Annotated in this window: 17 protein-coding genes; 7 read left to right on the forward strand and 10 right to left on the reverse strand. The window is 59.9% G+C overall.

The window, feature by feature from the left end; translation table 11 throughout:
* Positions 1 to 41: 41 nt before the first annotated feature.
* From ACSQ8V_RS14285 to ACSQ8V_RS14305, 5 genes are all read right to left on the reverse strand, one after another.
* Positions 42 to 2,276 (reverse strand): polysaccharide biosynthesis tyrosine autokinase, encoded by a 2,235-nt coding sequence (locus ACSQ8V_RS14285; protein ID WP_436206094.1) that lies wholly within the window; start codon positions 2,274 to 2,276, stop codon positions 42 to 44.
* A 106-nt stretch (positions 2,277 to 2,382) separates the two neighbouring features.
* The gene (locus tag ACSQ8V_RS14290; protein WP_436206095.1) at positions 2,383 to 3,564 is read right to left on the reverse strand and encodes a polysaccharide biosynthesis/export family protein; all 1,182 of its coding nucleotides are present in this window, start codon (positions 3,562 to 3,564) and stop codon (positions 2,383 to 2,385) included.
* A gap of 16 nt (positions 3,565 to 3,580) precedes the next feature.
* Positions 3,581 to 4,957 carry an undecaprenyl-phosphate glucose phosphotransferase gene (locus tag ACSQ8V_RS14295; protein ID WP_436182438.1) on the reverse strand — a complete coding sequence of 459 codons (1,377 nt, stop codon included), beginning with the start codon at positions 4,955 to 4,957 and terminating at the stop codon, positions 3,581 to 3,583.
* 42 nt (positions 4,958 to 4,999) lie between these two features.
* Positions 5,000 to 6,520 carry a mannose-1-phosphate guanylyltransferase/mannose-6-phosphate isomerase gene (locus tag ACSQ8V_RS14300; RefSeq protein WP_436206096.1) on the reverse strand — a complete coding sequence of 507 codons (1,521 nt, stop codon included), beginning with the start codon at positions 6,518 to 6,520 and terminating at the stop codon, positions 5,000 to 5,002.
* A gap of 143 nt (positions 6,521 to 6,663) precedes the next feature.
* A complete protein-coding gene (locus ACSQ8V_RS14305; RefSeq protein ID WP_089160240.1) occupies positions 6,664 to 7,665 on the reverse strand; it encodes a GlxA family transcriptional regulator in 1,002 nt (333 codons plus the stop codon).
* Between the two features lie 1,373 nt (positions 7,666 to 9,038).
* On the opposite strand from ACSQ8V_RS14305, the gene ACSQ8V_RS14310 reads away from it, so the two are divergent.
* From ACSQ8V_RS14310 to ACSQ8V_RS14325, 4 genes are all read left to right on the forward strand, one after another.
* Positions 9,039 to 11,276, forward strand: coding sequence for a hypothetical protein (locus tag ACSQ8V_RS14310; RefSeq protein ID WP_436206097.1), 2,238 nt, complete (start codon positions 9,039 to 9,041; stop codon positions 11,274 to 11,276).
* Between the two features lie 431 nt (positions 11,277 to 11,707).
* Entirely contained in the window at positions 11,708 to 11,890 is a 183-nt protein-coding gene (locus tag ACSQ8V_RS14315; RefSeq protein WP_436206098.1) for a hypothetical protein, read from the forward strand.
* A 123-nt stretch (positions 11,891 to 12,013) separates the two neighbouring features.
* A complete protein-coding gene (locus ACSQ8V_RS14320) occupies positions 12,014 to 12,493 on the forward strand; it encodes a hypothetical protein (protein WP_436206099.1) in 480 nt (159 codons plus the stop codon).
* 12 nt (positions 12,494 to 12,505) lie between these two features.
* Positions 12,506 to 13,048 (forward strand): GDP-mannose mannosyl hydrolase, encoded by a 543-nt coding sequence (locus ACSQ8V_RS14325; RefSeq protein ID WP_213768952.1) that lies wholly within the window; start codon positions 12,506 to 12,508, stop codon positions 13,046 to 13,048.
* 264 nt (positions 13,049 to 13,312) lie between these two features.
* Here the strand turns inward: ACSQ8V_RS14325 and galU (ACSQ8V_RS14330) are convergent, their stop codons facing one another.
* Entirely contained in the window at positions 13,313 to 14,245 is a 933-nt protein-coding gene (galU, locus tag ACSQ8V_RS14330) for a UTP--glucose-1-phosphate uridylyltransferase GalU (RefSeq protein WP_213768953.1), read from the reverse strand.
* Between the two features lie 451 nt (positions 14,246 to 14,696).
* Here galU (ACSQ8V_RS14330) and ACSQ8V_RS14335 point away from each other — a divergent pair, with 451 nt between their 5' ends.
* Positions 14,697 to 15,707 (forward strand): GlxA family transcriptional regulator, encoded by a 1,011-nt coding sequence (locus ACSQ8V_RS14335; RefSeq protein WP_436183189.1) that lies wholly within the window; start codon positions 14,697 to 14,699, stop codon positions 15,705 to 15,707.
* A 142-nt stretch (positions 15,708 to 15,849) separates the two neighbouring features.
* Positions 15,850 to 16,440, forward strand: a complete 591-nt coding sequence (locus ACSQ8V_RS14340) for a phosphatase PAP2 family protein (protein WP_213768954.1) — start codon at positions 15,850 to 15,852, stop codon at positions 16,438 to 16,440.
* Between the two features lie 50 nt (positions 16,441 to 16,490).
* Here ACSQ8V_RS14340 and galU (ACSQ8V_RS14345) read toward each other — a convergent pair whose 3' ends face one another.
* Together galU (ACSQ8V_RS14345) and ACSQ8V_RS14350 are read right to left on the reverse strand one after the other, a co-directional pair.
* The gene (galU, locus tag ACSQ8V_RS14345) at positions 16,491 to 17,411 is read right to left on the reverse strand and encodes a UTP--glucose-1-phosphate uridylyltransferase GalU (protein ID WP_213768955.1); all 921 of its coding nucleotides are present in this window, start codon (positions 17,409 to 17,411) and stop codon (positions 16,491 to 16,493) included.
* 264 nt (positions 17,412 to 17,675) lie between these two features.
* Positions 17,676 to 17,819, reverse strand: a complete 144-nt coding sequence (locus ACSQ8V_RS14350) for a hypothetical protein (RefSeq protein WP_165092361.1) — start codon at positions 17,817 to 17,819, stop codon at positions 17,676 to 17,678.
* Positions 17,820 to 18,110: 291 nt separating this feature from the next.
* Between ACSQ8V_RS14350 and ACSQ8V_RS14355 the strand changes: the two genes are divergently transcribed.
* Positions 18,111 to 19,289, forward strand: coding sequence for an acyltransferase family protein (locus ACSQ8V_RS14355; RefSeq protein WP_436206100.1), 1,179 nt, complete (start codon positions 18,111 to 18,113; stop codon positions 19,287 to 19,289).
* A 1,112-nt stretch (positions 19,290 to 20,401) separates the two neighbouring features.
* On the opposite strand, the gene ACSQ8V_RS14360 is transcribed toward ACSQ8V_RS14355, so the two are convergent.
* Positions 20,402 to 22,912 (reverse strand): glycosyltransferase family 4 protein, encoded by a 2,511-nt coding sequence (locus ACSQ8V_RS14360; RefSeq protein ID WP_436206101.1) that lies wholly within the window; start codon positions 22,910 to 22,912, stop codon positions 20,402 to 20,404.
* 15 nt (positions 22,913 to 22,927) lie between these two features.
* Positions 22,928 to 24,421: a flippase gene (locus ACSQ8V_RS14365; protein ID WP_436206102.1), complete on the reverse strand. Its 1,494-nt coding sequence runs from the start codon at positions 24,419 to 24,421 to the stop codon at positions 22,928 to 22,930.
* Positions 24,422 to 25,098: the final 677 nt, after the last annotated feature.

Below are 25,098 nucleotides of genomic sequence, written 5' to 3' on the forward strand. Positions count from 1 at the left end.
GCGCGTGCCCCCGCGCGCCGCAAGATCTTCGCGTCCAGGCATCACTCAGGGATGCTCTCGTAGCCGTAGTAGTTCGTGTATGCGCTGCCGGACATCAGTCTCGATTGCGGTACGTCGGTCAGCAGCACGCCCTTCATGTTCACGCCACCGTGATGCAGGCGCTTCATCGTTTCGCCAATCTCTTCCACCTGGTTGCGGCCGTGACGCACCACCAGCAGGCTCGTGCCGGCATGCTTGCCGATCACGGTTGCATCGGTCACAGCCAGGACCGGCGGGGTATCGATGATGACCAGGTCGTACTTGTGCTTGAGCACTTCCAGCACTTCATGCATGCGGTCGCTCATCAGCAGTTCCGACGGATGCGACGGCAGCGAGCCCTTGGTCAACAGGTCGACGCCCGGCAGCACGTCATGCAGCACCGCGGCTTCGATATCCGAGCCCATCAGCACGTCGGACAAGCCCGGCATATGGCGCACGCCGAAGTGAGAGTGAACGTCGCCGCGACGCATGTCGCCGTCGATCAGCAACACACGCTTTCTCGTCGATGCCACCAGGGTCGCCAGGTTGACCGAGAGGAACGACTTGCCTGCATCCGGGCGCGAGCCCGTCAGCATCACCACGTTGTTACGTGCATCGGCCATCTGTAGTTGCAATGATGTGCGCAGGCCGCGAATCCCTTCCACCGCCGCGTCTTCCGGCGAGGTCGCGGCGAGGACATGAAGACCCTGGCTGCGCGAACCGACCTTCTGCTGCAGGCGCAATTGCTGGCTGCTGCGCGGCACGATGGCAAACACGCGCACGCCCAGGCGATTTTCGATTTCTTCCGGACGTTCCACGCCGCCATACAACGACTTGCGGATGAACGCCACGAGGATGCCGAGCACCAGGCCACCGGCCAGGCTGATCAGGATCACGAGCACGCGCTTCGGACGCACAGGATCGTCAGCCGGTTCGGCGAAGTCGACCACCCGCACGTTGCCTACTTGTCCCGCCTTCGCCACGCGCAACTGCTGCGCGCTGTTAAGCAGGTTCGTATAGAGCTCGGTATCGACCCGCACGTCGCGCAGCAGGCGCAGCGCGGTTTGTTCGGTATCGGGCAGCACGGAAACGTTCTTGGTCAGTGAACCTTGTGCGGCCTGCAATGCACCGATCTGCGCGTCGAGCGCGGCCACCGACGGATGGTTCGCGGTGAAACGCTGCGAGAGTTCGGCGCGTTGCTGTTGCAGGTCCATCAGCTTCGACTTGTTGTCGACGACTTGCTGGAGCAACAGGCGGCTTTCTTCGCTCAGGTCGACCGTGCCTTGCTTGTTACGGAAGTTGTTGTACTTCTGCTCGGCCTGGTCGAGTTGCGCGCGTACTTCCGGCAACTGTTGCTCGAGGAACGCGAGCGTCTTGCCGGCTTCCGCCGAGCGCGTGTCGAGATCCTGTTGAATGAAGCGGCGCGCGATGTTATTCACGATCTGCGAGGTCAGCTTGCTGTCGTGACCTTCGAGGCTCAACGCGATGATGCCGGACTGCAGCGTTGTTTCAGCCACCGTCAGGCGCTTTTGCAGCGCGTCCACGGTACCGAGCGTGGATGCACGCGTCAGTTCGAACTTGGCACCCGGCTCGCCGCTCATGTTTTCAACCAGCAGCGTGACGGGCCCAAGCGCGCTTGTACCGCTCGCTTCCTGGCCGACCTTGCCGTTCAGGATGGCGATGCCGTCCGGGTCGCTCAGGACATAGCTGCCGTTTTCGCCGGCAGTGAGGATGTACGTCTTGTCGTAGGCTTCCTTGGGCGTGTCGAACTTCGGCACCGAGATGGTTTCGTTGCCCCAAGCGAAACCCGACAGCCAGCTCACGGGCGCCTGGCCATTGCGCGTGCCCAGGATGTCGCTGATCATGCCGCCCACGACCGGGAAGTAGCGCGGGCGCGCGCTGATATCCAGATGCAGCTTGTTGACCGTGTCCTCGACGACCAGCCGCGAACGCAGCAACTCGATTTCGGCCGCTGTCGTCGACTTCGCGTCGAACATCTGCGACACGGTCTGCACCGCGTTGGCATTGTTGTTATTGGCGTTGTTTCCGGGATTGCTTTCGGTCACCTGGATCATCGCGTCGGCGCGATAAACCGGCGACGCAATGAATGCGTAAGCCGTGCCGAGCGCGACCACAACCAGGGTCACCAGGGCGATGATTCGCCAGCTTCCCAAGATGGCCGCCAGGTAGTCGGACAAGCGCAACTCGTCCCCTGTCGACACCACGTCCGCGTAACGGTTTTCGAAATTGATGGCCATTTTTTGTCGCTCACTCAAACGAACAATCGAAACGGGCCGGCGCCCAACGTCACTGTCGTCACCTTCGTGATCTTCATGACGTTCGGCACCGGACGCAGCTCCATGACTACTTGGTTACGATCGCGGCAGTCAGGCCCGCGTTGATAGCCGGCAACAACAGGTTCAACACACGGTTGGCGCGGACGAGACCGCTGTTGTCAACATAGACAACGTCCTTCGATTCCAACGGAAACTGGTTCGCAAGCAGCATGGACACCGGCGAGCGTGCGTCCAGGCGATAGATCACCGGCGAGTCGCCGGTCGACTGGCGGACCACGAAAAGCTGCGCCGCATTGGAGGTGTCCTGGTTTATCTGGCCCGCTTGCACGATGGCCTCACCCAGCGTGAGCGTGCCGTCGCGCAACGGCGACACGGCGGTGGGCTTGGTCACTTCGCCCATCACGTAGACGGTGTTGTCGTCGCGGGAATCCACATGCAGCATGTCACCCGGCTGCAGCATGATGTCGGCGGGATTCTTGCCCTGCCTCATCATCTGCGCGACGTTCACGGGATACGCCACGCCGTTGCGCGTGATCGTCACGCGGCTTTGATCGGCCGTCGGCGCAAAGCCGCCCGAACGGTTGACGGCTTCGGTCAACGTCATCGGAATGTCGTTGATCGTCTGCGCACCCGGAGCACGCACATCACCATCCACATAGACTTGCGACGACCGGAACGAAGCCACGCGAACCGTCACTTGCGGCTTGACGAACACCTTGCTCAGGTCCGCATAGATCTCGCGCTGGACCTGCTCGGCGGTCTTGCCCTCGGCGTGGATCGCGTGGGTCACGTACGGAAACTGGATGTTGCCTTCGCTGTCGACTACAAAACCGGGCGCCGGGTCACTGGGCCTGGTGTTCTGCGCCGGCTGGCCGAGCGCTGCCGCGAGTTCAGGGTGATCCCAGACAACGATCTGCAGCACGTCGCCCGAGCCGAGCTTGTAACCCGAGGGCTTGGCGAACAGGTTGAGCTGCGCCTGGGCCGTGGTGCTGCTCTTTTCCTCCGCATGAATCTGCCGGATCAGCGTCAGGTCGATCTGCTTGATCGGGATCTGCATGTCGCTCGTCACGTCACCGTTATCGGCCGTCGTGACCGGCAACGCAGCCGGCGTGACCATGTGTTGGCCCGGTACGAGCGAACACGCGGACAGCATGGCTGCAATCGCCAGGGAGAGTGCCACACGCGTTCCGGGAACGGCATGGCTGTTTTTGTTCGGCGCCGCAGCACCGGATAGTTGTTGGCTGTTCATGTTGTCGTCCCCTGCCTCAATAAGCGTTGGTGTGGCGCAAACCCTTGAAGATCGTCGCGAAGATAATTTTCATATCCAGTCCGAACGACCAGTTCCCGAGGTAGTACAAATCGTGTGCTACGCGTCCCTCCATTTTTTCGATGCGATCGGTTTCGCCGCGAAAGCCGTTGACTTGCGCCCACCCCGTAATGCCCGGTTTTATCCGGTAGCGGTGGATGTAACCCGATACGACCTTCTGATAAAGATCGTCGTGTTCGAGCGCATGCGGACGCGGTCCGACCACCGACATGTCGCCGCGCAGTACGTTGAAGAATTGCGGCAGTTCGTCCAGGCTCGTGCGACGCAGGAAACCGCCTACGCGCGTGATCCGCGGGTCGCCGCGCTTGGCCTGTTCGAGCACGCCCTCTTTCTGCGCATGCAGGCGCATGGTGCGGAACTTGTAGATGGTGAAGACGCGGCCATCCGCGCCTTTGCGGCGTTGCTTGAAGAACACAGGGCCACGCGAACTGAGCTTCACCGCGATTGCACAGGCAAGCAGGACCGGCGAGACCGCGAGCAAGGCGCCCAGCGCAAAGAAGCGATCGAAGATCTCCTTCTGCATCATCGCGTTCGGCGGCAACGGCGACGCCGCCAGGTTGATGGTCGGCACGCCAAGCAGGTTCGTCACGCTGCCTTCGAAGAGCGCGAGCGTGCGCACGTCGGGCATGAAACGAATGTTGATCAGATCATTGCGGAACTCGTTGACGAGCTTGAGGATCGTGCGTTCTTCGGTCAGCGGCAGCGCGAGCCAGACTTCACCCACGTTCTGCGTACGCACGTAGTTGGCAAAGGCTTCGTGCTCTTCGAACACCGGCACACGCGTGTTCATCGTGGTACCGGCCTGTACATTGTAGGCTGCCGTCGCACGAAAGCCTGCTGCCGGCGCGGTGTCGATCTTGCGAACGATCTCGTCGCAATGTTCGCCGCATCCAGCGACTGCGACCTGCTGCAAATTCAGGCCCGCGTTGCGCACGCGTCCCAGCACGCTGTGCGTGATCAGGCGGCCGGCGATCATCGCGGCGCCTGCCATGCCGGTCCAGTAGACGAACCAGAGACGCGACACGAAGTCGATACGATGCAAGGAGAACATCAGCACCATCGCGCAGGCCTGCACGACGAGCCAGCTCAGCGCGACCTGGCCCGCGAGTGCCCCCTTCGAGCGGCCACGCCATGAGGCATACACACCGAACGCAGGAAACACAGCGAGAGAAAACGCCGCTGCGAAAGCCACGAACGCCAGATAGAAACTACGCTGCGAGATGTCGTCGAAACGGATTTGCGACGCCACGAGCGCACCCAGCACGATCATCGCAACATCGAATATTCGCGCCAGCAGGTCTGTTATTCCGCGCATTTTATTCTCCCCGAACCACACACTTTTTTGCTTGACGGTTGTTTAACTGCACCGGCCGTACTTGTCGTCGAATCTGACAATGTCGTCTTCGCCGAGGTAGGTCCCAGACTGCACTTCAATGATTTCAAGCGGCACCCGACCGGGATTCTCAAGACGGTGGCGCACGCCGAGCGGGATGTAGGTCGATTCGTTTTCGCTCAGCAGAAATTCCTCTTCTCCACGCGTGACGAGCGCTGTGCCGCTTACAACGACCCAATGCTCCGCACGGTGGTGATGCATTTGCAGCGACAGGCGCGCCCCCGGATTCACCACGATGCGCTTCACCTGGAACCGCTCGCCGTGATCGATGGAATCGTAGAAACCCCACGGGCGGCGAACCTTTCTATGCGCGTCGGCTTCCGGCGACTTCGCAAGCTTGATGCGCGATACAAGTCCCTTGATGTCCTGCACGCGTGAGCGATCGGCCACCAGCACCGCGTCGTCGGTCTCCACCACGATCAGGTTCGTCGTGCCCACACACGCCACGAGCCTGCCGCCTTCCGAGCGCGCGTAACTCGCGGTCGAGCCTTCGAACAAGACCCGTCCGCTTGCCGCGTTGCCGGATTCGTCCTTCTCCATTGCATCCCAGACCGCGTCCCACGAACCGAGGTCGGACCAGCCGGCTTCAAGCGATACGACCACGCCCTTGAACGGCGAACCGGGCTTGCCGAGGTGCTCCATCACCGCGTAGTCGATCGAATCAGAGGGTGACTTCGAGAACTCCGCAGCGCATGGACGCAAGTATCCGTCTGCGTTATTCAATTGTTCGTACGACAAGACACATGCCGCGTGCATCTCCGGCTGGAGTTGTTCGAGTACGGCAAGCCATACCGATGCGCGCACGACGAAGATGCCGCTGTTCCACCAGTAATTACCGGCTGCCACGTATTGCGTAGCCAGTTCCGCGGGCGGCTTTTCGACGAAGCGGTCAATGCGGTGCGCGCCGTTTTGAAGTGCGTCGCCCAGGCGGATATAGCCGAAGCCTGTGTCGGGGCGAGTAGGAGGAATGCCGAGCGTGGCGATGTCGCCGGCCTGCGCAAAACGCGCGGCAGTTTCGATGGAGGCATGCAGTGCATCGAGATCGGCAATGGCATGGTCGGCCGGCATGGCCACGAGGATGGCGTCCTGACCGTCGGCACAGGCGGCCAGTGCGGCAAGCGTGAGGGCGGGGGCGGTGTCGCGGCGGGCAGGCTCGACCACGATGCGCGCAGTCACGCCACTTTCACGCACCTGCTCGGCGGTTGCGAAGCGATGTTCTTCGCCGCACACGATGACCGGCTCCGCCACCACGTCCCACGCTGCGGGGAAGTCCTTCATGCGCTGCACGGTGGCCTGTAACAACGACTCGGTGCCGATCAGGCCGATCAGCTGCTTCGGAAATTGTTCCCTCGATACCGGCCACAGGCGTGTGCCTGACCCACCCGCGAGAATCACCTGCACGAGACGACGGCACTCCGTGTTCACTCCCGGAGCGGTAATCGTCTCAACGGTTTCCTCGATGTCCTGCCTGACCTTGCTGTCCATTTTAGTATTCCTATATTCTTTAACCCGTTCCTCGGGCGGAGCTGCGCGCGCCATTTGCACCGATCGTCGACTTCGGTTCAGCCGAACCGCTTGCGTCTCAACGCTCCGTGACTACGGTCAAAAAAAACCTGGCCTTACCCTCATCAGACGCCGGCATCGCGGCGGCTTTGCATCCGGTATTCGGTTGGTGAAATAAGAAGGCGCTTGCGGAAGATCTTGGCGAGACGGTCGCCGTTGCCCATGCCGCTGCGGCGCGCGATCTTGTCGACCGGCAGTTCCGAATCAGTGAGCAACGTGCAGGTCACGGCAAGGCGTGCTTGCAGCAGATAATCCGAGGGCGTGATGCCCATCTCGATCTTGAAGCGGCGCAGGAAGTTGCGTTCGCTCATGGCCGCCACTTGTGCTGCATCCACGACCGAGATCGGCCGTTCGCAGTTGTCCTGGAGCCAGCGCGCTGCGGTGCGGATCTTGTCGCCGGCAGAGGCCGTGCCGCTATCGCCGAGCAACGGAACGAGCTTGGACGCCGAGCCGGGCATGAGACGTTCCGCAACCCCGCGCGCCACGTCCACGCCGAGGTCGCGCTTGATCATCAGCAACGCGCCCTTCATGGATTCGTAGCGGTCTCCCGCTTCGCTCGCCTGCTCTTCGCGTACGGCGTGCATCATCGAATGACCTACGCGGATCTGCGTCTCGGCCGCGTGGCCGATGCCCGCGGCATCGAGCACCTTGCGCCCTTCCGCGATCGACTTGACCACCGTGGTCTTGGAATGCACGCGGCGCAGCCATTCCACGATGCGTTCGTCGCCCGCCGCACCGTCCGCGCCCTTGCCGCCGGCCACGAACAATGCGTCGAAGCCGCCGTAGTGGCGTGCATCGAGGCCGTCGGTCCACACCCGTACCGACGACGAACACGCCACGTTGCCGCCTTCGACGGACAGGAAACGCACGTCGTAGGTCCAGTCGTTGCGCGCTCTCAGGACGGCCAGTTCGTTCGCGACATGGAACACCTCCGCGACAATCCCGGCGCCGAGCAGCGAGAAGCCGTCGAACAGCAGGATCGCGATGCGGCGGATCTCTGCCTGCGTGGTGCGGGGGGCCGGCTGTAGCCATCCCATTACGGCGGGTTCAAGACTGGCATACGGCATGGCGTTCCCCTGCGAACTTGTTGAATCCAACGTGATTGGATAGTGGGTTCTCATTGCGGTGCATCATAGACACCCTCAAGTTTTATTAGGTTGTCGTGACTGAAAGTAGCGAGATGTTGGCGGAAAAATTCCGGCGTCGCCATTCAAATCCTTTTCAGTGCGTGCGCTGCCTATCATTCGGTAAATTTGAATACGTCCGTTCGGTAATTTTGTAAATAGATTGAATGACCGGGATTTTGATTTCGAATGGCACATTGCAAGAGGAATGCCAGTCCAATTCGACAGCACATATCGGACAGGGCTGTCCAAGGCCGCGAATGTCATACAAATCAACCTTCCGCGCGGTTTATAAAGGCCCGCGCGGCAAGGCTCTCCGCGGCATTCGCGGGTCCGGCGCGGACGCGGCCAGAGCGCGAGTAGCGGTAAACGTTGCGTGAGTGAAACATGAGAAATCGTGATTAAAAACTCATTTCACGAAGAGTTGCCTTTTTAACTCTCTGTTTAAGCCATTGAAAAAACACTTCTAATTAAAATACAAGTGTTAAATCACGCCTTCAAAGCGCCTTGGCAATTAGCAACATAATCCGGCAATGTGCGGTGGCGCACATACTTCGATTCTTTTCTTATATTTACCAAAATGACGTTTCACGATGGAAACAAAATCATTTCATCTGATAAAACCCAATTCAACGTCAAATGAAATACCTCCAGCTGGCAGTCGCCGGCAACGAATCCGGCCCGGACGGGGCGTGCGGGTTCATCGAATGAGGATCAAATGAACTCGGAGGCCGCAAAGGCCAAGCGAAAAAATCCGCCAGCGTGGCGGCGGATGACGACTCGGCGCAACCACTCACATACCAGTTGTCAGCAGCCCTGCGCTTGCGTGGTTACGTGCGATCGACCGCCTACGCTCGGACGGCGTATCCCGGAGCAGCCCCCGCTGGTTTTGATACAGATTAGTTACGCATGCGCCGGTTGGCCGAAGGAGCACCAAACAATGCCGGATCGGCCAGATTGTCGCGCTATCCCGCCACCCATATACGCCCGGATGGTTCCATACAGTCAGCATCCGACAACGTCCATCGCCACGACTGGCGTGTTCGTTGCAGCTCGCCTATCCTCAGCGCAATCGGAAGCGGCACGAGCAGGTACTCCTGGCGCCGCGCGCCTGCTCGCAGCACCTTTGAACAGTGCCTTATGTTGCATCGCGAGATAGAAACTTGCAGGCATTTACCGGGTGATTGGGCACCGCAGCGCAGCGCATACGAAAACGTTTCATTCAGGTAGCACGAAGGTGGAGAGTGCCGTTTTTCCTCGGTGGAAAACACCGTCGCCGCGGACTCGAACCACCCGGCTCTCGACCCCGGGGTGTAATGAAAAATTTATCGATCGAAAGACTCGCCGCACATAGGGCGCCGCGCCCGCCCCAGCTGCTGGTTCGATACAGCAGGTTCGCGCTGGCCTTCGTCGTCGCGGTGTCCGTCTGTGCTTGCCGGGGCGAAAACGCTGCAGCTCAGGATGCGTCCGCCACGCCCACCGATACCGTCAGGATCGACGGCAGTTCCTGGACACCTTGCGCGGCGGAGTACGAGCGTTGCTCCTTCGACGGCGCGAGGAAGGTGCTCTACGGCACGCCTGAGAAGCACGTAGTCAAGACCTTCACGGGCGGCACGGGTTGCGACAACGGCGTGTTCGACGACCCCGCGCCGGGTGCGTCGAAGCGTTGCTGGGTCGAAGCCGGCGCGGACAGCGCCATGGCGCGTTTCGTAGCCGACTCGCCGCCGCCCTCCTCCCCACTGCCGATGCAATGCAGCCCGGCTGCCGCGCCAGCCGATGCGCCGGCTTCCAGCGATGCTATCGAAGCCGATACGCCCGGCAGCGACGGCACGCGTATGTTCCCGCTTCGCAAACCGTTCGAACTCGCGCTGACCACCCGGGCCAAGTCGGCCGGCACGCTTGCATGGCGGATAGAGGATGCGTGGAACACGGTCAAGGCCAGCGGCCATTTCACCGTGACGCCTGGTGCGCATACATCGATCATCAAGTGCACGTCGCAGGCCGCCGGCTATTTTTCGATCTCCGCACAACTTGATGCGGCCAATGCAGCGCCCGCCGCGTTGCCGTCGCGTGGCACGCGGCCAGCGGGCATCGCCACCTTTGGCGTGCTGCCCGAGCTCACCGCGGTCCTGCCGGCCGTCACGTATAAGCACCCCGATCTGCATCGCTTCGGCGGTCAGGGCGCGGCATATTTGCGGCCCGGCCAGACATGCTGTTCCGGCGATGGGTATCGGCCGCTCTATCCCGACCTGGGCCTCACCTGGGTCAACGACAACCGCAACTGGTACATGACCGAGCCGCAAGCGCCGAACACATTCAATCCCGCCGCCGACAACCTCGCGCCGTTCTTCAAACCCGGCGACCTGCTGCGGCTGATCCAGCTCGACGGCATTCCGGGCTGGGCGAATCGTACGGGCAAGGACACGCACAGTTACGCGCCGTCCTCGCTTGCCGACTACAGCGCCTATATGAAGCGCGTAGGTGAGGAATCGAACCGGGTGCGCTCGAGCGTGTTTCCTCAGCAATCGAATAACTACTATCAGGTGAGCTGGGAACCCGACTATGAAGGCGGCCTGCCGTGGCGCGATACGGACGCCAATCTCGTCGCCATGTACAAAGCGACTTACGAAGCGATCCACGCTACCGATCCTCATGCGGTCGTGATGGGCCTGACGTTGTCGTCGCTGGGGAAAAACACCGAGTGGCTGAACCGGCTCGCGCCGCTTGGCATTGCGAAGTATCTCGACGGCGTGAGCGCGCATGGTTACTACGACGTGGGGACGTCGCCATCGCATCCCCCAGAACGCATGGCGGGTAACAGCGATCCGCAGAAAGCCGCGCAAAGCTTGCCCATGATGATGCGCGGGCTGCGTCACGCCATGACGCAGATGCTTAAACCGGGCGCGAAACTGTTCATCACCGAGTCGGGTATCAGCTATGACATCGGCACGAAATACGGGAGCGCGACGCCGTCGGCGAACGTGCTGTATGCCCAGGGCGCGCTGGTCTCACGATCGCACCTGATCCTGCTCGGCGAGGGTGCGGACATGAGCTATATCTTCTACACGGCCGATCCGACCGAAGTGGGTTATGGCATCTTCTTCGATCTCGTCAACGCCGAAGGCGGCTACGGCCAGACGCAGATCAGCCCGAAGCCCGCAGCTATGGGCGTAGCCGCGATGACCCGCATTATCGATGGCACCAGCACGCTTGGGCCCATCAAGAACACGCCGCCCGGCGTCTATGCGTATGCGTTCCAGCGCCTGAACGGCGGCAAGGTCGTGACCGCGCTGTGGACGCACGAGAATGCGGTATGGCCGGGGGCATCCGGATTCAGCGAGACGCATGGCGTGAAATACACCTTGCCGGTGGATGCAGCGGGAACATCCGGAACGGTTACCGTGCTCGACATGATGGGCAATCCGTCCACGTTGCCTTATGCAAACGGCCGCGTGGCGCTGACGCTGACCGAGGCGCCGGTGTATGTGGTGTCGCAGAATGCCGGCGTGGTGAAGGCGAACGTCAACACGCCCGAAGGGTACGTGGCGCAGTAACCCTTGCCGTCGCCATGCACGGGTGTTGACAGGTATTGGCATGCCCCGGTCACCCGCTCTGGCCGGGCGCTCTCCGTTGACGTTTCTCAGTCAACGCTCGTTTCTCATTCAACGATCGCGCGTGGTACCGGCTATCGATGCCGCATGAAAACAGCGCTAAAGCAGCACGTTTTCACGCTCCACAGCGTTTCAGGACTCCATCGAATTTTTGCGAAAGTTCCGACAGAAGCGGATTCCCGCGTGCCTTACATTCGATCTCCATGACGACAGTCGAAGCAATCGAAGCAATCGAAGGACAGGGCATTGCATGTTCGAGAGCCGCTGGAGTCATCTGATTCGTCCACGCCGCCAAGCCTTGGCGCGTCCGTCCGTGCCATTCGTGCCATCGAGCACATCGTTTGTAGGGCAGTGGTGACCCCACTGCAATAGCCATGAAACACCATGAACCAGGGCATACCGCCACCTCTGCGGGCGGCCTCCTTTTCGCCGCCATACTCGGCTGCCTGAGCGTGCTGAGCGCTTGCCCACCTGAAAATGTCCGCGACACCAGCGGGGAGATGAAGCCTCCCGCAGGCGCGTCGGTTGAAGCGCCCACGGACGTCACGGACCGCTGATACGCCGCGAACAAGAGGCATCGAGGGAAAGACCGCCGTGGTTCGGCCAGCTACGCCAAAGTGCTGAACGCTGCGTCCGTTCAACCACGCGCCCTGGCATGGTGAGTTGCAGCAAACGGCGCGGTGACCAACGTCGTGGGCGTGCGCGCACCGTGTATGCAGCGAATAACCGGCTTGCCTGGTTTGCGAGGAACACAGGATGATCCAGGTACACGTTCCATCGGAAGTCGCTGCTTTCTTCCTGCCTATGACGCATTCGCCAGGACGCTCAAGGACGATTTCTCCGATTGGCTTCCAAACGCGATCTTTCGGCGTAATAAGCCAGTTCAAAGCCGATACGGCAGCGATGACCGCGCGCTAAACTGGCTCATCTGCATAAAATGCCGACGCGGTGAACGCAGACACGCAAACATTGCGTATCTGGCCGCAAACACAGCGATCCAAAGCACACTCGGAACCATCATGGACGGCCTGCGCTGGACGACGATCATCGTCGTCGCAATGCTCGGCGGTGGGTTGGCAGTCTGCGCGCTGATCGCCCTAGTGGTGCTTTTCATTGGCCACGTCGCCGCGCGCTTATTCAATAACGATGAACATGACTGAGGTACCACAAGCGTGACCGATCTCTCTTCGTTTTCATCAGTCGCCGCCGCTGCGCAACAGGCCGATCTTCTTAAGAAAGCGCCACCGTTCGAGGCGTCCCCGCTCCTTGATGACGCGGACTTCCTTAACGCCATTCGGCTGACACCGCTTGTGTCCATTGACCTGATCGTGACCGACGGCAACCGCCGCGTGCTGCTGGGACAGCGTCGCAACCGGCCCGCGCAAGATACCTGGTTCGTGCCGGGCGGCCGGGTCCGCAAAGGCGAAACGCTCGACGCCGCGTTCACACGCGTAGTCCGCGATGAGCTGGGCATAGCCAGCGTACAGCGCTCGTCGTCGCGTCTGTTCGGCGTGTTCGAGCACCACTACTACGATAACTTCGCAGGCGTACCGGACATTGCCACGCACTATGTCGTGCTCGCTTATTCGATCATGCTGGGCGGCTCGGTACCGATCGGCCGCTTCGATCAACACAGCGACTACGCATGGCTGATGCCCGCAGAAGTGCTGGCTCGCGAAGACGTGCACCCGAACGCAAAAGCGTACTTTCGTTAAGGACCGCAGGTGGACCACCGGTGGCGCTATAAGCGGCTCGATGAGCCGCTTTTTTTACGTGCCGCACGCGAAAAAAAAGCCCGCGCGTAGCGGGCTAAAGACCATAGCGCGCGCCGGGGGGCTGGCGCTACGTACAACGCGGTTCATGCTGCAATTCGAATCCTGTTCAACTTGTTCGCCTGACGTGTCTGCAGCTAACGCCAGTGCCGCGCGTTCATCGATTCGTGGTTCATGAAACGCGGCTCGCGAACGTAGCCGACTCATTCAGCCGATCAGTTCCGGCGCTTCGCCGAGCGGTTCCTCGTTCGTCACCGGCGCGGGGTTGCGGCTCGCGAGAAACGCCCGCAAGTAGGCTTTGAACGGCTCGGCCACTTCCGGGTGACGTAACGCGAACTCCACGGTGGCCTTCAGATAACCGAGCTTGCTACCGCAATCGAAGCGCTTGCCTTTGTACTGGTAAGCAAGCACCTGTTCATGCGCGAGCAATGCCTGGATCGCATCGGTCAACTGGATTTCGCCGCCCGCGCCCGGCTTCTGCATGCGCAGATGTTCGAAGATGCGCGGCATCAGCACATAACGCCCGACGACGCCCAGGTTGGACGGCGCCAACGCCGGCTCAGGCTTCTCCACCATACCTGCTATCTTGAAGAGCCCGTCCTCCCACTGCCGGCCTTCAATCACGCCGTATGACCCCGACTCGCGCGGATCGATCTCCTCCACTCCCACCACCGACGAGTGATAACGGTTGAAGACTTCGACCATCTGCGCCATCACGGGCGGCTCGCCGTCGAGCAAATCGTCGGCGAGCATGACGGCGAACGGTTCGTTGTCGATCAGCTTTTGCGCGCACAGCACGGCGTGGCCGAGTCCGAGCGGCTCCGCCTGGCGCACGTAGACACAGTTGACGTGGGACGGTTTGATACTGCGTACGAGTTCAAGCAACGCACGTTTTCCGCGCGCCTCGAGCTCCGCTTCAATTTCGTATGATTTATCGAAGTGGTCTTCGATCGCACGTTTGCCTCGGCCCGTGACGAAGATCATTTCCGTGATGCCGGCCGCGACCGCCTCTTCCACCGCATGCTGGATCAGCGGTTTATCGACGATGGGCAGCATTTCTTTCGGACTTGCCTTGGTGGCAGGAAGAAAGCGCGTACCGAGTCCTGCGACGGGAAACACCGCCTTGCGTACCTTAAGCATGTCCGACCCCCTTGTTTTGTCCGGCGCTCGACGGGCCAGGATTCCAGTCAATGCAGTCTTTCGCAACGCCTCGTGCAATGCCCCATGCTATGCGAACGAAAGACCCCGTGACTGTTTTTTTCATCACTGATGGTCAGCTTATTACTTGAATATCGAAACCATCTGCCAACATCTCGTTCTTTTCAGACGACTGCCCTGATGCTTCTGCGGCGCCGCGTATAGTGCGACGCATACGCGACCAATCCCCGCCGCCCGGACCGACAACGGAGACAAGTTGATGGGACACGCCAATGGTATGAGCCGGCTGCAAATCGTGCGATTGCCGAGTGCCGACCCTGCGTCCGCATCTGCGCCGGTGCCCGATGCATCCCGCTCGAACTGGCACGCGCCCGAGCATGCAACCGCCTCCGGAGCCGCGCACGAGTCAGGCCCAGGATCAGCACACGAAGCGATGCAAGAAGCCATGCATGAAGCGATACAGGAAGGGAAGGCCGCGCCCAAGCGGATCGGCATACTGATCTTCGAAGACTTCTCGCTGGTCGAGGTGAGTTCGATATCAGAGGTGTTTTCGTTCGCCAACGAGATTCACACGTTGTCCGATTCCGCTGCCGTCAAGTCCGGCGCGGCGCCGGATTACGCGTTGCTGTTCCTGTCGAGCGATGGCGGCAGCGTTGCCAGCAGTTGCTCCATGCGCATCTGGACCGAGAGTCTCGACACGCGCTGGATGAGCGAGTGCGACGCCCTCTTCATTGCGGGCGGCGAAGGCGCGCAGCGCGCGAAACTGGACACGCAGTTGCTCAGGCGCTTAAGCAGGGTTGCACCGAAGATATCGTTTGTGAAGGCCATTGGCGAAGGCTCGCAGATCCTGGCGGCGGCGAACCTTTCATTGCAGAACCGGGCGCCCGACTTCGAAGACCCGGCGGCGGCGTCCGCCCTGACGAGTTCGCTGTTTATCGCCGAGCAGACACTTACGCTCGATGACCCCAAGGGTCCGATCGCGGCCGCGCTGTCCATCATCAAGCGTGATTATGGTCCGGCGGTGGCGCGGGAAGTATCGGAGCGCTCCATTCCAGGCGCGTGGCCGAAGTTGTCCGCCGTGCTCGACGACACCGACGTAGGTGGCGTGCGACAAAAGATCGACGCAGCGGCGCGCTGGATGCGCGAAAATTACATCCGGCCGATTTCGATTGCCGATGCCGCGCGCGTGGCGGCCATGAGCGAGCGCAATTTCCTGCGCCGCTTCAAGGCGCAGATCGGCTTGACGCCGTCGGAGTATTTGTTGCGGGCGCGACTGGATGCCAGTTGCATGCTGCTTGCCGCGACCGATCTTCCCGTCGATAAGATCGCGCGCCGATGCGGCGCCGGCAGCGGCGATGGACTGGCCAAGATATTCCGCAAGCGCCTGTCCATTTCACCGACCGAATACCGGTTGGCCGGACGCAGGAAAGCCGCGGAGGAGTGAGGAAGTCATGTCAGGTTCCGGCGCAGTTGGAAACACGGATTAAGAGCAGGCAATAGGTACAACGGGCACAATAGGCACAGCGCAACAAGCGCAGCGGCGACGATCCTGATCGCCGATCAAGCGCGCGCTTTTCGGGGGGCGTATGACAAGTACGACGGCTTTGAGTTGGATCACCAATTTCGGCGATGCGGGTTTGACCATTCCCGTGGCAGCCGGATGTGCGTTGTGGTTAAGCACAACTGATAAACGTGAAGCACTGGTTTGGGTGGGTACGTTGGTGGGCGCGTTGGCGTTGGTCGGCGTGAACAAGATCCTGTATGCGGGCTGCGGCATCGAGCTTCGTTCGATCGACTTCCGCGTGATCAGCGGCCACACCATGCTGACGTCGGCGGTATGGGGCGTGACGTTCGGCCTGCTGGCCGGAAGCAGAGGCGTGAGGTGGTACAGGCTGGGCGCAGCGGCCGGGTTGGCACTGGGCGCGCTGATCGGCTTTTGCCGGGTCGTGCAGGACGCACATACCCCCATTGAAGTCGTGGCCGGCTGGTTCCTGGGTGGCGGTATCGCGTTGTTTTTCCTGCGACGCTTTTTCAAACAGCCGCGCAAGATGCCGGGGTCGATCTTTGCCGGGCTAGGTCTGCTTGCAGTGTCGACGATTGCCTATGGGCATCACGCACCGATTCAGCAAATGCTCGTAGCCTACTCACCGTGGTTATGCCGGTGGTTCGATTTCTGAAATCGCTCGCGCCAGATGTGATGGGGTGCTGGCGTGAACGAAAACCACCGCTAGAAAGGCTCGATCAACTCGGCTTGCTCGACCACTTCCGCAGGGAACAACGCGGGCAGATACTCACGCAAATAGGCCTCGAAGTCGTCACGCACCTCGGGATGCTGCAACGCGAGCTGCACGGTCGCCTTCAAATAACCAAGCTTGCTGCCGCAATCGAAGCGGGTGCCGTAGTACCGGTATGCCAGCACCTGCTCGACCGCGAGCAACGACGCAATCGCGTCGGTCAGTTGAATCTCGCCACCACTGCCGGCCCGCGTATTGCGCAGATGCGCGAAAATCCCCGGCATGAACACATAGCGCCCCACCACTCCCAGATTCGACGGCGCCAAAGCCGGCTGCGGCTTCTCCACGATCCCCGACAGCTTGATGATGTCCTCTTCCCACTCGCGCCCTTCGATGACGCCATAGGACGCACTGTCGATCCGGCTGATCCGCTCTACGCCAATGACAGAGCTATGGTAATGATTGAACACATCGACCAGTTGCTTCATGACCGGCTCCTTGCTGTGGAGCAGGTCGTCGGCAAGGATCACGGCGAACGGGTTTTCGCCAATCAACTTTTCCGCGCATAGCACTGCGTGGCCCAGCCCGAGCGCACTCGGCTGACGCACGTAAAAGCAGTCCACGTTCGCAGGCTTGATATTGCGCACGACCTCGAGCAACGCTGCCTTACCCCGCGCTTCGAGTTCCGCCTCGATCTCGTAGGATTTGTCGAAGTGGTCTTCGATCGCTCGCTTACTTCGGCCCGTCACGAATATCATTTCGGTGATTCCCGCTGCTATCGCCTCTTCGACCGCGTACTGGATCAGCGGTTTATCGACGACAGGCAGCATTTCCTTCGGACTCGCTTTTGTCGCGGGCAGGAAACGAGTGCCGAGTCCCGCGACAGGAAATACGGCTTTGGTGACTTTCAGCATCGCACGCGCTTCCCTAAAATACTTTCAATTAATGCACGAACGCCCGTTCGTGCAGTATCCCGATGCATCGAATTCGTATTCATGCAAAGCTTTCAATCGGCGTTGATATTCATTAAAAGCCGCTTTTGAAAGCGTAAAATAATTTGCTGCGTCGCAAGACGATGATCCGGATCATCCTGACCGCGATGGCAGATGGCGCCAGCCGCGGCGAACGAAAAAATATTCAATTTTCCGCCGCACCGCAGCACGATCGTTCTGAAACACTTATTCCTGATCGTCCGAATGCGGAAAACGAATGCCTGACGCGTTCAGTTTCGACATGGGATCGTTACGTAGCGCGTCTCGGTAAGCCGAGACCGCGGCGAGGATCAACAAAACAGCAATACCGGCGAATGCGTGCATGTCCATGACGTACCTCTGTTTTTGAATGGTTTGAAATGAAGTTAGCAGAAAAAAAACGACAAATAATTGCTGAATAAATTCGTTACCTTTCGAACAGACCGTCGGGAGGTTTTTGCTCATCATGTACACGATGAAGTGTTTGTCACGCATATTTTTCCATTATTTGCCGGATTAATATGACATCTGCGAGTGCGCCGCTTGAGTGGTCACTTAGTGCACCGGACAAGCACCATATAAGGCGCCGCAAGGCCGGGAACCGTCTCCGGCTTTTATTCAACCTGGACACGAGGTCTTTAAATGAGCGATTCGTCCCTGCTCGATCCGGCCGGTTCCTCCTTGCAGTTACCGCTCGAACGCGCAGCCGCTGTCAGCATTGACGACCGCGATGTCGCCATCAACGCGTGGCGTGGTTTTGCCGCATTACTGGTCGCTTATTTCCATTGCCGCCAGATCACCTGGATCGGCATACAGCAATTCCACAGGACCGGGGCCAGGTTCGACCTCAACACGGTCTTCAGCTATCTCACCTTTCCCATTGCCTGGGGTTCGGCCGGCGTACCGATCTTCTTCGTGATCAGCGGGTACTGTATTCATCGTGGAACGGCGCGCAAGCTGCTAGCCAATCCCGCTGCTCCCTTCGATACCGGCAACTTCCTGATGCGCCGTTTCGCGCGTATTTATCCGGTGCTGCTTGCCGCGCTGGTGCTGACGTACGTGCTGGACACGTTCAGCCTCGGCTTCACGCCGGTCAGCCCCAAGATCGGCACGGCGGATCTGCATTTGTTCATCGTCAACCTGCTTTCGCTGCAGGGCGTGGCTGGTGGTACGTTCGGGTCGAATGGGGCGTTGTGGACGCTGTCGCTGGAAGTGCAGTTCTATCTCGTGTATCCGTTGCTGATCGCATTGCGCAGGCGGATCGGGATGAAGGCGGTGCTGGTTTGCGTCGGCATTATCAATGTGATTTCGGCGCTGGTGTTCGAGCGTCATGAGATCGTGTTGTTCGCGTCGTACTGGTTTTCTTGGACGCTGGGCGCGTGGATTGCCGAGGCGAAGGCCGCGCCCGATGCGCGGAAGATGCCGAAGGGGTCCGTGAAGCTGAAGATTGCGGCGGTGGTGGTTGCGGTGATTGGTTGCGGCGCGTTCAAGTTCGGGCAATACATGGCGTTCCAGTTCTGGGCGCTGGCGTTCGCGCTGTATCTGTTCCAGGTGCTCGATAAACCCATGCGTAGCTCGTTGCCTGTAAGGGGTTTTTCGTGGCTCGGCGAGTTCAGCTTCTCACTGTATATCGTGCATATTCCGATTCTTATCCTGCTCGGATCGGTGCTGTTTCACTCGGCGCTGCAAACGACTATCTGGGCATCGTTCGCCTTCATGATCGTGCCGATTGCCGTGGCCTTCGTGTTTTATATGCTGGTCGAGCGGCCGGCGATCAACTGGTCTGCTAGTTTTAAGCGGCGTCAGAGTGGGGGCGGTTGATTTTCGCTCGCGCCGGTGGACGGGTTTGGGGGTTTGGTGGGTTTGAGTTTGGGCGGGGGCGGGGCGGAGTCGGGTTGGTGCTTTCGGCGGTAGTGGTCAGGGGTCAGTGCCGGGTTGGTAGGTTCTGGGGTTAGCGGTCGGGGTCAATGCCGGGTTGGTGCTTTCCATGTTAGTGGTCTGCGAGAGTCGGATATTCTCTTTATCACTATTAGCCACTGTGCGTGGCGGCACGTCATTTCTTTGTCCAAAGCGACAAAGAAACGAAGCAAAGAAAACGCTTTCAACCACGCTACCCTAAGTGTCCACAGCGTGCAGTTTCTATTCATAGGTGCCCCAAAAGCACGGTGCTCGCCAGAGCCACGGATGTTTGAACCCCTCCTTCTCCGAACACCGATACCCACACGCTTCGCCACCAGTGATTGAACCTGCCCAAGGAGCACCCCGCGCTATCCGCGGACAACCTCCCTACAAATTTGTACGCACCTCGAACCATGTGGCCAACCCGCCAAGAAACAATGCTGCAGAATGCGTAAGGCCGTAACCGACGAAAATAGCTTTACAGAACGCGCAGCCAATTCACAAAAACTGAAGCAGTAAACACAAACACGCGTGAAGCTGTGACCTATGAATACGGTCGCACAGACCAGGTAGCTAACCTGTCAAAAAACCGCAGCCGTAAATACCTGTAGGGCCGTGCGGGTTCCTTAGCAATTGTGCTTGCCCGAGAGCGTACGGGGCGAAGCGTGTTCGTGTCAGGATTCGCGAGAAGGAGGGGTTCAAACATCCGTCGTTCTGGCGAGCACCGTGCTTTTGGGGCACCCATGAATGAAAACTGCACGCTGTGGACACTTAGGGTAGCGTGGTTTGAAAGCGCTTTCTTTGCTTCGTTTCTTTGTCGCTTTGGACAAAGAAATGACGTGCCGCCACGCACAGTGGCTAATAGTGATAAAGAGAAAATCCAACTCAGGCAGACCACTAACGCCGAAAGCAGCAACCCGGCATAGACCCAGAACCGCTAACCCCGGAACCTGGCAACCCGACCCGACCCCGCCCCCAAGCTCAAACCCACCAAACGCCAACCCGTCCACCGGCGCGAGCGAAAACAGAAAACCTTAGGCCCGTTTCAACCGCGATTTCCCCGCAACATCCGAGAGAATCTTTTGAACGCTCTCCACATACCGTTCCGTCCCGAAGCGATTGATCGCATTCGCATAACCCCGCTCGACCAGCCGGTTGCGCAAACCAGCATCCCCCGATAACTCACCCAGCGCACCCGCCAATGCATGAACATCGCCGGGCGTGCAGAGAATGCCATTCTCGCGATCCTCCACAATGTCCGTCACCCCCCCCGCCCGCGCCGCCACGATCGGCCGCTTCGCCAGCATGCCTTCAATAATCACACGACCAAACGGCTCCGGACTGATGGACGTATGCGCGACGACATCAACCGCTTTCATGCACGCCGCAATATCGTGCTGGAAGCCAAGAAAATGCACGCGGTCGGCGAGACCATGTTCAAGCACGTAGGTACGCAATTCCGCCTCGTAGGCGTCCTCGCCGAAGAGCGCCGCTCCAACCAGCACGGCATGCATCTCGGGCGCTTCCAGCAGCGCCTCAAGCAGGATGTGCTGCCCTTTCCAGCGAGCGAGCCGGCTGAACGAGCCCACAAGGAACGCATCCTGAGGCAAACCAAAACGTGAGCGCAACTCGTGCTGCGCGACAGATTCCAGCTCGGTGAACGGCTCGGCGGAAATACCGTTGAACACCACATCCAGCCGCTCCTCTTTCATACGCGTCAACGCGGTCAGCGCAACCGCGGACGCCGTCGAGTTCGCGATCACGCGTTCCAGCATGAGCTTCGTGCACCACTTGATGATGGTGAGCTGCGTCTTGCCGAAATGCTCCTGACTGACGATATCGCGAAGATGCCACACCACCGGCCGCCGCGAGATCAGTCCGGCAATAGCGCCGACCACCATCGCGCGTTGCGTGTTCACGTAGATCACATCCGAGTTGCGCGATTTTTCCAGCGTGCCGCGCACAAGGCCCATCACGCCGCCGATCATGCCCGCTTTGGGCCGCTTCATCCCGCCGTCCTTGCTCAAGCCGCCGAGTGCGGCGCCATCAAGCACGTCGACTTTGATACCGACCGCTTCTAGCGCGATACGAAATGGGCCGTCGTCGAACAACACGGTCTCGTTGGTGCCGCGCATATTCTTCATCACCTCGAGCAACGATAGTTCCGCGCCCCCCAGCACACCGCTCTGATCGACGGCGAGAACGCGCATTGCGTCAGCCTCTTCGTGATCCTGATCCTGCTGCGCAGCCGCGGCCGCAATTGCCGGGTCGGCCACCGGTACCGGCGGCATGGCAGGCGGTGCGAGCGTGAAATGAGGTGCCACGCTTTGCACGTAAGCGCGAAGACTATCGCGGAAATGCTTGATCGAAAAACGCTCGGCGTTTGCGCGGCAATCCGCGGGATTGATCTTGACCGCGCCGAGTTCGAAACCTTCCACCGCATCGATGATTGCGGCCGTCGTCTGTTCATCGAAGAAAAGGCCCGTCGGGCGCGCGTGCGAACTATCCAGCACCGTTTCCAGCGCGCCGCCCTTGCCGTACGCGATCACTGGCGTACCGCACGCCTGCGCCTCGACCACCGAGATGCCGAAGTCCTCTTCGGCCGCGAACACGAACGCCTTCGCGCGCCGCATCTTGTCCTGCAGGACGGAGAACGGCTGATACCCCATGATCTCGACGTTCGGGGTAGCCTTCTCACGAATCTTGCGCATGTCGGGCCCATCGCCGATCACGACCAGCTTGCGCTGCGGCATCTTCGCGAATGCTTCCACGATCAAATCGATCTTCTTGTACGGCACCATTCGCGACGCCGTCAGATAGAAGTCCTCCTTCACGTCGCAAAGCTGGAACGCTTCGACATCGACGGGAGGAAAGATCACATGCGAATCGCGGTGATAGACCTTGTTGATCCGTCGCGCGATGAACGCCGAATTCGCGATGAAATGATCCACCGAATTCGACGTGCGGATATCCCAGTTGCGCATGTAGTGCAGCACCATGCGCGCGAGCAGCGACTTCACGCCGACCGTGAGATTCGATTGCTGCAAGTACTGATGCTGCAGATCCCATGCATAGCGAATGGGCGAATGCACATAGCTCACGTGAATCTGGTCGGGACCCGTCAGCACGCCTTTCGCGACCGCATGGCTGCTCGAAATGACGAGGTCATAGCCAGACACATCGAGTTGTTCGATCGCGAGCGGCATGAGCGGCAGATACGACCGGTAGCGCTTTTTCGCTTGCGGCAGCTTCTGGATGAACGAGGTCGTGACCTTCTTGCCGCGCATCCACGACCGCTCTTCCATGAAGTCGACAACGCTGAAAAGATCGGCATCGGGAAAACACATGACGATCTGTTCGAGCACCTTCTCCGCGCCGGCGAATGCGACGAGCCAGTCATGCACGATCGCAACGCGCGGCACCCGTTTCGCGATTCTCGCGCGGTGCCGGGGCGGCGCGTCCTGCACGGCAGGCGGAGGCAGGCCGACCGTGTCGAGCGTCACTCGCACCGGGTCGATGACCGCTTCATCGAGATCATGTCTCATGTGTCACTCCTTACCTTAAACCGTGGATTTCACGCGCCGTTTCAGGCGCACATTCAACTCATGGACGAAGCTGCGCGCCATGGAGCGCAACGCGGGCCGCGTAAGAAGGGAGCAGCAACAATTAAGGCCCGAGATCACAAACGCCGCTGCTATTGATTGCAGCGGGTACTCGATTGGATCGATAACAAACGCCACGCCCAGACCAGCAACGAGGAACGCGAGGTGCATCAGCATGTCGGCGGCAATAGGCCGGGCGTGGATACGCGAGATCCAGAGCAGCAGGCCATAGTCGGCAAGCGAGCGCAGCACGACCACGCTGGCCGCGCCGATAGGACCGAAGTGCGCAATGCCGAACCACAGTGCCGTCACGAAGAACGGCAGTTGCACCAGGCCGATACGCGCTGCCGTGGCGGGATTGATTTGCGACTGGATCATGATGCGCGTGACGCTGGCCTGTCCGACGAGCCACACGCCAATGATCAGGATCCGGCCCACCGGCGCGCTGGCGATGGCGATTTCCTGTCCTACCCAGAGATGCAGGAAGGGGGCGAGCACGAGCATGACGAAGAGCGCGATCGGCGTGAAGACACCGTTCAGGAATTCAAGCGACTGCTGGACCATGGCATCGGCGTGTTCGCGTTTGACGGCGGACAAGCGCGGAAACAAGGTGCGAACGAGTGAGTTCGGCAGCATGTTCAGGCGGGTGACGAGGTTCTGCGGGACGGTGTAGTACGTGACGAAACGCGCGCCGAGATTGGCGCCCAGGAGGATGCGGTCGAGGGAGTCCGTGATCATGCTGGAGATGGTCGCAACCAGCATCCAGCCGCCGAATTTGAACAAGCCGCCGGCCACGCCTAGTTGCGGCCATTCGATGCGTTTGATGTCGAGCACCTTGAAGCTCGCTCGTGCAAGCATTATCACGGCGAGGACACGCGCGACGACGGCGGCGGCGAGTACGGTTTGCAGGTTCGGTGCGATTTTCCAGGCGGCGGCTAGCGGCAGCAACTGGAACAGGAAGGTGCCGATGGTTTGATTGGTGTTGTAGATACCGAAGCGTTCGACGCCGTTGATTGCGCCGGCGCAGACCCATGAGACGTTAGCGATGGGAATGGCCAGGGCGAGCCACGGGAGTGCGTGATAGACCTCCTGTTGCATGGCCGGGGATGAATGCGCGACATAGGCGGTGTAGGCGAACGCGCCGAAGTAGATCAGCACACCGCCGATGATGCCGGTACCCAGGTTGAGCCAGATGGCGCTCCAGAACACGCGTGAACGGGCTTCGGGGTCGTTGGCGGCGTGGGCCTTTGAGATCTGGTGTTGAGCGGCCATGCCCATGCCGAGATCGAGAATGCCGAAGTAGCCGATAAGCGTCCAGACGAGGCTGATCACGCCGTAGCGTTCAACGCCGACGAGATGGATGTATGCGGGCACGGTGATCAACGAGACGAAGGTAGGCAGTACCAGTCCCGAGAAGTTAATCGCCATGTTCTTCAGCATCGATTTTTCCATCGTTCGCACTCGTCCTTCTGGGTTTTGGGTGATTGCGGGTTTGGGGGTGGTGGGTGGGGTTTGGGGTGCTAGGGTTTAGGGTTAGTGGTTGGGGTCAGTGCTGGGTTGGTAGGTTCTGGGGTTAGCGGTCGGAGTCTATGCCGGGTTGGTGCTTTCGGCCGTGGTGGTCTGCGTGAGTCGGATATTCTCTTTATCACTATTAGCCACTGTGCGTGGCGGCACGTCATTTCTTTGTCCAAAGCGACAAAGAAACGAAGCAAAGAAAACGCTTTCCAACCGCGCTACCCTAAGTGTCCACAGCGTGCAGTTTTCATTCATAGGTGCCCCAAAAGCACGGTGCTCGCCAGAGCCACGGATGTGTGAACCCCTCCTTCTCCGAACACGGATACCCACACGCTTCGCCACCAGTGATTGAACCTGCCCAAGGACCACCCCGCGCTATCCGCGTGAACCACCCACCAAATTTGTATGCATAACGAACCATGTAGACAACCCGCCAAGAAACAATGCTGCAGAATGCGTAAAGCCGTAACCGACGAAATAACCGTCAAGCCCACACAATCAACCCACCAAGAAATGAAACAGCAATACGCTCAATGCCATGACCTTGACCCAAGGAAATAACCGCTTAGATTACCCAACCAACACATCAAGAAATGAGACAAAAATACGCGTAG

This window comes from Caballeronia sp. LjRoot31 (genome assembly GCF_964253885.1).
Lineage (GTDB): Bacteria > Pseudomonadota > Gammaproteobacteria > Burkholderiales > Burkholderiaceae > Caballeronia.